Source organism: Tabrizicola sp., from assembly GCF_034366665.1.
Taxonomy (GTDB): domain Bacteria; phylum Pseudomonadota; class Alphaproteobacteria; order Rhodobacterales; family Rhodobacteraceae; genus Tabrizicola.
Map to the genome: position 1 here is coordinate 35654 of NZ_JAXMMF010000120.1, position 7230 is coordinate 42883.

The following is a 7230-nucleotide window of genomic DNA, read 5'->3' on the forward strand; positions in this document are numbered from 1 at the left end:
GCACCGTTGCGCAGGAAGGAGGCGTCAGAGCCTCCGGCGGGGATATTTGGACCAGTATGAAACGGACTCATTTCATACTGGAGATAAATATCCCGGGGGTTCGGGGGCAGCGCCCCCGTCGACCGTGCGTCCTGGAGACGGCGCATCAGGTCGCCCCCATGAGGTGCAGCGCCGAAGGCTCGAAGGCGAAGGCGGTGGTCGCGCCTTCCGCCGGAACGGGCTGGCCGGCGGGGACCAGGGCGGCGATCTCGGTGCCGCCCGCGTCGATCACCACGCGGGTGCCCGAGCCAAGGTAGCGCAGCGCGGTCACGGTGCCTTGAACCGGGCCAGAGGCGGCAAGGCGCGTGGCCTCGGGGCGCAAGGACGCCCACTTTGCCGGACCGCCCAAAGCGCGGGTCAGCTCGGGCGGCAGGACGTTGGAGGAGCCGACGAAATCGGCCACGAACCGGGTGGCGGGGCGGTCGTAAATGTCCTTGGGGGTGCCGATCTGGGCGATGCGGCCCTCGTTGAAGACGGCCAGGCTGTCGGCCATCGACAGGGCTTCGTGCTGGTCATGGGTGACGAAGACGAAGGTCAGCCCCAGGCGCTTTTGCAGGGCCTTCAGCTCATCCTGCATCGCCTCGCGCAGTTTCAGGTCCAGAGCACCCAGGGGTTCGTCCAGTAGCAGCACGCGCGGTTCGTTCACCAGAGCGCGCGCCAGCGCCACCCGCTGCCGCTGGCCCCCCGACAGTTGCGCGGGCTTGCGGTCGCCGTAGCCGTCCAGCTTGACCAGGGCCAGCATCTCTTCGGCCTTGGCATAGCGTGCCGTGCGGCCCATGCCCTTGACCATCAGCCCGTAGGCCACGTTGTCCCGCACGTTCAGATGCGGGAACAGCGCATAGTCCTGGAACACCGTGTTCACGTTGCGCAGGTGCGGCGGAGTCTCGGACACGTCCTCGCCGAAGATGCGGATCTGCCCGCCCGTCGGCTTTTCAAAGCCCGAGATCAGCCGCAAGCAGGTTGTCTTGCCCGACCCCGAGGGGCCCAGCATCGCGAAGAAGGACCCTTCGGCGATGGTGAGGTCCACGCCATCGACGGCCCTGACAGAGCCGAAGTGGCGCGAGACGTTGTGGAACTCGACAGCAGAGGTCATGGGGCATCCGTTGGGTGCGCAAGGGCGCACCACTGGTCAGGGGAAGCGGGGGAGTAGGGTGGGCGATTCGCCCACCCTTGGATCAGAAGATCAGCGGCCGCCGATCACGCCGATATAGTCCGACACCCAGCGGTAGTAGGGCACGCAGGCGCCGTCGCCCTGAGAGCAGTTCGAGACCGGAGTGGTCCAGAACCGGATCTTCTCGAAGTCGTCCATCCCGTTCGCCGTGCAGCTTTCGGCGGTGGACATGCCACGCCCGTCAGTGCAGGCCGCCGGGACCGAGGGGTTCGCCCCGAACCAGACCGCCAGGTCGGCCTGCAAGTTCGACGACAGCGAATGCTCCATCCACAGGTACGAGCAGTTCGGGTTCGCCGCGTCGACATGCATCATCGTCGTGTCGGCCCAGCCCGTCGCGCCCTCTTGCGGGATCACCGATGCGATCGGCTGACCGTCGGCCTGCAGAAGGTTGCGCTGGAACGGCCAGGACCCCGATGCGACCACGCCCTCGTTCTTGAAGTCGTCGATCTGGATGAAGGCGTCATGCCAGTAGCGGCTGACCAGGTTGCGCTGCACGCGCAGCAGGTCCAGCGCGGCCTTGTACTGGTCTTCGTTCAGCTCGTAGGGCGAGGTGATCCCCAGTTCCGGCTTGTGGAACATCAGGTACTGCGCGGCATCGGCGATGTGGATCGGGCCGTCATAGGCCTGGACGCGGCCCTTGTTCGGCTGGCCGTCCGGCAGGGTCATCTCTTCGAACACCACGTTCCACGAGGTGGGCGGCTCTTTGAACACCTCGGTGTTGTACATCAACACGTTCGGCCCCCACATGTAGGGCACGCCGTAGTGCACGCCGTCGACCGTATGCCAGGGCGCGGACTTCAGCCGGTCATCGACCGTCGACCAGGATGGGATCAGGTCGGTGTTGATCGGCTGCACCCGGTCGCCCGCCACCAGACGCAAGCTTGCGTCGCCCGAGGCAGTCACCAGGTCGAAGCCACCCTCGTTCATCAGCGCCACCATCTCGTCCGAGGTGTTGGCGGTCTTGACGTTCACCTTGCAGCCCGAGGCCGCCTCGAACTTGGTGACCCAGTCGAAGGCCTTGTCGGTCTCGCCGCGCTCGATATAGCCCGGCCAGGCGACGATGTTCACCTGACCCTCCGGCGCGCCGATTTCGGTGACCTGGGCCAGAACCGGGCTGATCCCGGTCATCAGGGCAAGCGTGGTGGTTCCCAAGAGCTTGAGGCGATTCATGGCAGACTCCCGTTGTTGTGTCTCTGGCATGGCTGCAGAGAGTCCGTTCCCGCGGACTTGCGAAAAGCCTATGTCCTGCCCATACTTTCGCAATAACAAAAAACTGAAGCAAGCTATCGGTTCTGTCGATATCTGCGGAAAAATATCTGGAGAACACCCAAATTGTTTGTCGCGTGACATGGAACAGCGCCAGAATGAAGTGGGACACGTGGGTATGTGAATGACACAGATGGTGATGATTGCGCCGGCGCCGGTGGTCGAGGAAGGCGGCCGGCTGCGGCTTGATGTTAAGTTTGTCGAGGGGATGCGCATCCAGCAGGCGCACTGGCCCAGCCGGATCAGATGTGTCCTGCGGCGCGGGGCGGGCTCCATTCCCTTCGGACGGGCCTATGACCGCGACGAGCTGCCGTTCGACCTGGCGCTGCTTGACCCGACCGAAGAACTGGGGCCGCAGCACATGGACGGTGCCGGTCTGGTCTACGCCGGTGGGGACGACTTTCGCTGCCTGGGCCTGACCGACCATGTGAAGCCCGGGCAAAAGATCGTCTATGTTATTGAGTACACTCCAGAAACCAGGCTTCAGATCCTGAATCTGGACCGTGGGCGCGGAACGTTGAGCCGGTTGAAGGGCCGCGTCTGGCTGATGCAGCAGGAACGCAGGCGCCAGCGGTCGTTCAAGGCGGCATCCGCCGTGCAATCCAACGGCTATCCTGCCCATGACCTGTATGCGCCGATGTGTCGCGACAGCCTTCTGTTCCTTGATGGCCGCATGACGCCGGACCTCTTCGCGACCGAGGCCGAGATGGCCGCGCGCGAGGCGCATCTGGCGGCGGGGGGGCCGTTGCGGCTGGTCTTCTCGGGGCGACTTGAAACCATGAAGGGCGCTCAGGACCTGATTCCGGTGGCACGCAGACTGGCCCAGCGCGGGGTGGATTTCACGCTGGACATCTTCGGCAGCGGCTCGCTGCAGGCCGAGGTTGCCCAGGGAATAGGCAGCCTGCCCGACCCGCACCGGGTGCGCATGCACGGCGCCGTCGACTTCGAAACCCAGCTGGTGCCGTTTACCCGGACCAAGGCCGACATGTTCCTTGGCTGCCATCCGCAATCCGACCCGTCCTGCACCTATATCGAGGCGATGGGCTGCGGTGTCGCCGTTGCCAGCTATGACAACCGCATGTGGCAGCGCCTGAATGGCGAATCGCAAGCGGGCTGGGACACTCCACTGGGTCAGCCGCTGGCGCTGGCAGACCGGATCGCCGCGCTGGCGCAGGACCCGGCCGAGCTGGCGCGGCGCAGCCGGAACGCCTGGGCTTTTTCCCGCAAGCACGGCTTTTACGAAGAGTTCCGCCGCCGGATGCAGCATCTGGCGCAGGTCGCGGGGATCGAGTTGCCGCCCGTTGCGGCCTAGCTTTAGCGGCCTGGTTGGGGTGGCCTAGCTGGGGCGGGCGACCGCCGTGCTTTGCGCCGATCTGATGAAGTTCGACGCCGGGCCGGTCAAGGGCGCGCCCTTGCGCCAGGCCAGCCCCACCTGCACCGTCGGCAGATCGCCCGAGACATCGCGGATCTCGATCCGGTCGCCTTCCAGCGACCAGGGCCGGTAGACCAGGCTGGGCAGGATCGCCAGCCCCGCCCCCGTGGCGACCAGGCTGCGCACTGCCTCGACACTGCGGGTGCGGAAGGCGATCTGTGGCTTGACCGGCAGCGCGGCGGTCAGGCGGCGGGTCGATTCCTCGATCTCGTCCACCATCAGCTGGATCATCGGGGTTCCCGCAAGCTCTTCCAGCGTAATGCTTTCCTGTTGCGCCAGCGGATGTCCCAACGGCAGCCAAAGCCGATACGGCGACACCAGCAGCGTCTCGACGTTCAGCGCCATGCGGTCATGCACGGACGAGGTCAGCAGCACCGCCACGTCCAGCTCGCCCCCGATCAGCAGGTGCTGCAGGTATTCGCCGCTGTCCTCGATCACGTTCAGCTCGACCTGCGGAAAGGCGCGGCGATAGCGTTGCAGGATGTCGGACAGCACATAGCCCGCGACCAGGCTGGTCACCCCCAGCGACAGGCGGCCGCGGGCGGTCTCGGCTTCGACTTGAAAGGTGCTGCGGGCAGTCGCCACGTCGGACAGGATCTGCCGGGCATGGCGCAGGAAGGCCGACCCTTTGTGCGTCAGCAGGATGCCCCGTGCCTGCCGGTCGAACAGGATCACGCCCAGATCATCCTCCAGCCCCCGGATCGCTTCGGTGACCGAGGACTGGCTGATCGACAGCGCCCGCGCCGCGCCCGAGACGGACCCGGCCTCGGCCGCGGCGACAAAGAACTGAAGCTGGCGCAGGGTGAAAGCCATCGGAACCGCCGATAGGGGATATCGCCAATCTGCCCGAACCCGCGCCGGGCGCAAGGGTTGATGCTGGCGGAGCGGGGTGGTCAGATGGTCCAAAGCAACGGAGGAGCGCATGTGGTGGGTAATCCTGGCCGTAGTGCTGGGCGGGGCGGCGATCTCGGTCCAGGCCCCGATCAACGCGGCCCTGTCCCGCGAGCTTGGGGCCGCAGTGCCCGCCGCTGCGGTGTCGTTCGGCGTGGGCTTCCTTGTCCTGCTGGCCATCGCGGCGTTTCAGGGCCAGGGTGGCGCCTTCCTGAAGCTGCCGCAGGTCCCGGCCTGGACCCTGGTTGGCGGCGTCCTGGGTGCCTGGTATGTGTTCGCGACCGTCTGGGGCGTCGCCTCCCTGGGCGTGGTCACCCTGGTCGCCGCGCTGATCCTGGGCCAGATGGCCGCCGCGATGGTCATTGACGCGACCGGGGCCCTGGGCATGGCGGTGCGCGAAGTCACGCCAACGCGGCTTGCCGCCGCAGCTCTGGTGGCCGCGGGGCTACTCTTGTCGCGGCTTTAGGACCGATCCACCGGCTTTGACCGGAACCGCGCCACGGTTTCCCGCTCGGCCCGGCGGCAGGCGACGGGGGCCAGACCCCGGGCGATCAGGTCCATGTCCTCCAGCACGCGTGTGCCGATTTCCCGCAGCGCAAATTCCAGCGCCCCGGCCCGGTGCGGTGAGAACAGCATGTTGGGAGTGCGGCGGATTGGATCGTCCTGTGGCAGCGGCTCGACCGGAAAGACATCGGTCGCGACGCGGATGCGCCCCTCGGAAGCGGCCTGAGTCAGGGCCGGAAAGTCGACAGCTGCGGCACGCGACATCAGCAGAAGCATCGCCCCCTTCTGCATCAGCGACAGCGCGCCGGCGTCGATCAACCCCTTGTTTTCCGTCGTGATCGCCGCCATCACGAAGATAAAGCGGTTCTCGGCCATCAGGGTGTCGAAATCCACCGGCTCCACCCCCAACCGCCGCAGGTGGCCGGGGGGAAGCCAGGGGTCATGCGCCTGGACGCGGCAGCCGAACGGGGCCAGCAACCGGTGCAGCGCCCGCCCCAGATCACCGAACCCGATGATCCCCACGGTCGATCCCGCCAGCATCTCGGACTCACGGTTGCCGTCAAACAGCCATTTCTCCTGACCCCGCAGGAAGGCCGCATGTTCGCCGTGGATGTTGCGCGCCAGGCTAAGCGCCATGCCCAGCGCCATCTCGGCCACGGGTGCGGCAAAGACTCCGCCGGGCGCAAGCACCGGGATGCCGCGGCGAAAACATTCCTCATAGTCGATGTTCGGCAGGAAGTTGGTCTCGACATTGAAGATCGCCCGCAGGTTCGGCGCCAGCGCCAGCCGGTCCGCGCCCATCGGTTGCTGCGAGATCAGGATGTCCGTCCCCGGCAGGTGTTCGGCATAGAAGGCGTCGCGGTCCTGGCCCTGCCATTCCGTCACCTGATACCGGCTTGTGAACGCCGCCAGCTCATGGGCCGAAAAGATGTCGCCGGTGCTCCGGGGATCGGGGTCGTAAAGCACGCGCATCGGGGGTCCTTCCGGCAATTTGCCCGACCCTAGGCGCAGTCCGCCTCCGGGGACAAGGCCAGTCCGGCCCTGCCCGGTTGTCCGCTAACCCGTCCAGCGCCCCTGCGCCTCCACCCGCCACGGCGCTGCGACCGGCGGCGGCGGCGCGCCCTCTTGCCAGAAGCACAGACGCAGGTGGTCGGGCGCATCACCCTCGGCCACCAGCGCCCAGTCCATCTGGAACCCGTCGATCAGCAGCCCCTCGGCGTAGAAGACGATCTCTTCGGCCTCCAGCGCCTCGGAAGGCGAGGGGTCCCAACTCTCTCCGCCCCAGAACACCAGCCCCTCGATGTCGCGATGCTTCCGCGCGATCTTCGCAAGCGGGGTAAGGAACGCCTCGACCGGGGTCGGTTCCTTCGCCATCACCGCAGCTCCGCCGCCAGGGCCGGGACTGCCTCGGCAACCAGCTGCTCATAGGCTGCCAGCTTCGCGGGCGTGAAGTGCCCGGCCTCGGCCAGGATGTTCACCGTCCCCAGCACCCGCCCACCCCCCACCACCGGCACGTTGATGCAGGACCCCAGGCCCAGCGACACGATCAGCGCGTGGTCGAAGAAGTACTTCGCAAACTCTGGCGGGGTGTTCGCCACGAAGGTCCGCCGCCCCGCGATTGTGGTGTCGTACCAGCCGTCCTTCTCCATCGGTTTGGTCCCCGACACCGGATACTCCACCGGATGCGAGGTGAAGACGCGGCCAAACAGCGCCTTGTCCTCGTCCAGCTTCGTCACGGTGAAAAGCCGCGTGCCCAGCGCGGTACAGCGGGCGTGAAGATCGGTGAAGGCTGTCAATCTTTCCTCGCTTTGCGCCGGATCAAGGCGCGGGTGCCGGGTTCAAGGCCATTCTCTGCCCCGAACCCCGACTGTCAATCCTGCGAGGCCCCATGCAATACGAACTCTCTGCCCGCCGTCTGGACGCGACC

8 protein-coding genes are annotated in these 7230 nt (G+C 66.5%); 2 read left to right on the forward strand and 6 right to left on the reverse strand.

Annotation, left to right across the window (positions count from 1 at the left end; all coding sequences use genetic code 11):
• Nucleotides 1-145: 145 nt before the first annotated feature.
• Both U1E69_RS17210 and U1E69_RS17215 read right to left on the reverse strand, forming a co-directional pair.
• Nucleotides 146-1132: an ABC transporter ATP-binding protein gene (locus tag U1E69_RS17210; RefSeq protein ID WP_322245652.1), complete on the reverse strand. Its 987-nt coding sequence runs from the start codon at nt 1130-1132 to the stop codon at nt 146-148.
• A 90-nt stretch (nt 1133-1222) separates the two neighbouring features.
• A complete protein-coding gene (locus U1E69_RS17215) occupies nt 1223-2380 on the reverse strand; it encodes an ABC transporter substrate-binding protein (protein WP_322245653.1) in 1158 nt (385 codons plus the stop codon).
• Nucleotides 2381-2600: 220 nt separating this feature from the next.
• Between U1E69_RS17215 and U1E69_RS17220 the strand changes: the two genes are divergently transcribed.
• Complete coding sequence (locus U1E69_RS17220; protein WP_322245654.1) at nt 2601-3788, forward strand: glycosyltransferase; 1188 nt, start codon at nt 2601-2603, stop codon at nt 3786-3788.
• Between the two features lie 24 nt (nt 3789-3812).
• Here the strand turns inward: U1E69_RS17220 and U1E69_RS17225 are convergent, their stop codons facing one another.
• Complete coding sequence (locus U1E69_RS17225) at nt 3813-4721, reverse strand: LysR family transcriptional regulator (RefSeq protein ID WP_322245655.1); 909 nt, start codon at nt 4719-4721, stop codon at nt 3813-3815.
• A gap of 109 nt (nt 4722-4830) precedes the next feature.
• Here U1E69_RS17225 and U1E69_RS17230 point away from each other — a divergent pair, with 109 nt between their 5' ends.
• Complete coding sequence (locus U1E69_RS17230; protein ID WP_305539757.1) at nt 4831-5265, forward strand: DMT family transporter; 435 nt, start codon at nt 4831-4833, stop codon at nt 5263-5265.
• On the opposite strand, the gene U1E69_RS17235 is transcribed toward U1E69_RS17230, so the two are convergent.
• From U1E69_RS17235 to U1E69_RS17245, 3 genes are all read right to left on the reverse strand, one after another.
• Entirely contained in the window at nt 5262-6275 is a 1014-nt protein-coding gene (locus U1E69_RS17235) for a hydroxyacid dehydrogenase (protein ID WP_305539760.1), read from the reverse strand. The two genes, U1E69_RS17230 and U1E69_RS17235, sit on opposite strands and share 4 nt — an antisense overlap.
• 84 nt (nt 6276-6359) lie before the next feature.
• Nucleotides 6360-6677, reverse strand: coding sequence for a hypothetical protein (locus U1E69_RS17240; RefSeq protein WP_305539763.1), 318 nt, complete (start codon nt 6675-6677; stop codon nt 6360-6362).
• Nucleotides 6677-7099: a GAF domain-containing protein gene (locus U1E69_RS17245; RefSeq protein WP_305539766.1), complete on the reverse strand. Its 423-nt coding sequence runs from the start codon at nt 7097-7099 to the stop codon at nt 6677-6679. Before U1E69_RS17245 ends, U1E69_RS17240 begins: the two co-directional genes overlap by 1 nt.
• Between the last annotated feature and the right edge of the window lie 131 nt (nt 7100-7230).

Coding starts and splice junctions, on each gene's coding strand:
- U1E69_RS17210 (WP_322245652.1), bottom strand. CDS start 1,132: ATGACCTCTGCTGTCGAGTTCCACAACGTCTCGCGCCACTTCGGCTCT.
- U1E69_RS17235 (WP_305539760.1), bottom strand. CDS start 6,275: ATGCGCGTGCTTTACGACCCCGATCCCCGGAGCACCGGCGACATCTTT.
- U1E69_RS17215 (WP_322245653.1), bottom strand. CDS start 2,380: ATGAATCGCCTCAAGCTCTTGGGAACCACCACGCTTGCCCTGATGACC.
- U1E69_RS17225 (WP_322245655.1), bottom strand. CDS start 4,721: ATGGCTTTCACCCTGCGCCAGCTTCAGTTCTTTGTCGCCGCGGCCGAG.
- U1E69_RS17240 (WP_305539763.1), bottom strand. CDS start 6,677: ATGGCGAAGGAACCGACCCCGGTCGAGGCGTTCCTTACCCCGCTTGCG.
- U1E69_RS17220 (WP_322245654.1), top strand. CDS start 2,601: ATGACACAGATGGTGATGATTGCGCCGGCGCCGGTGGTCGAGGAAGGC.
- U1E69_RS17230 (WP_305539757.1), top strand. CDS start 4,831: ATGTGGTGGGTAATCCTGGCCGTAGTGCTGGGCGGGGCGGCGATCTCG.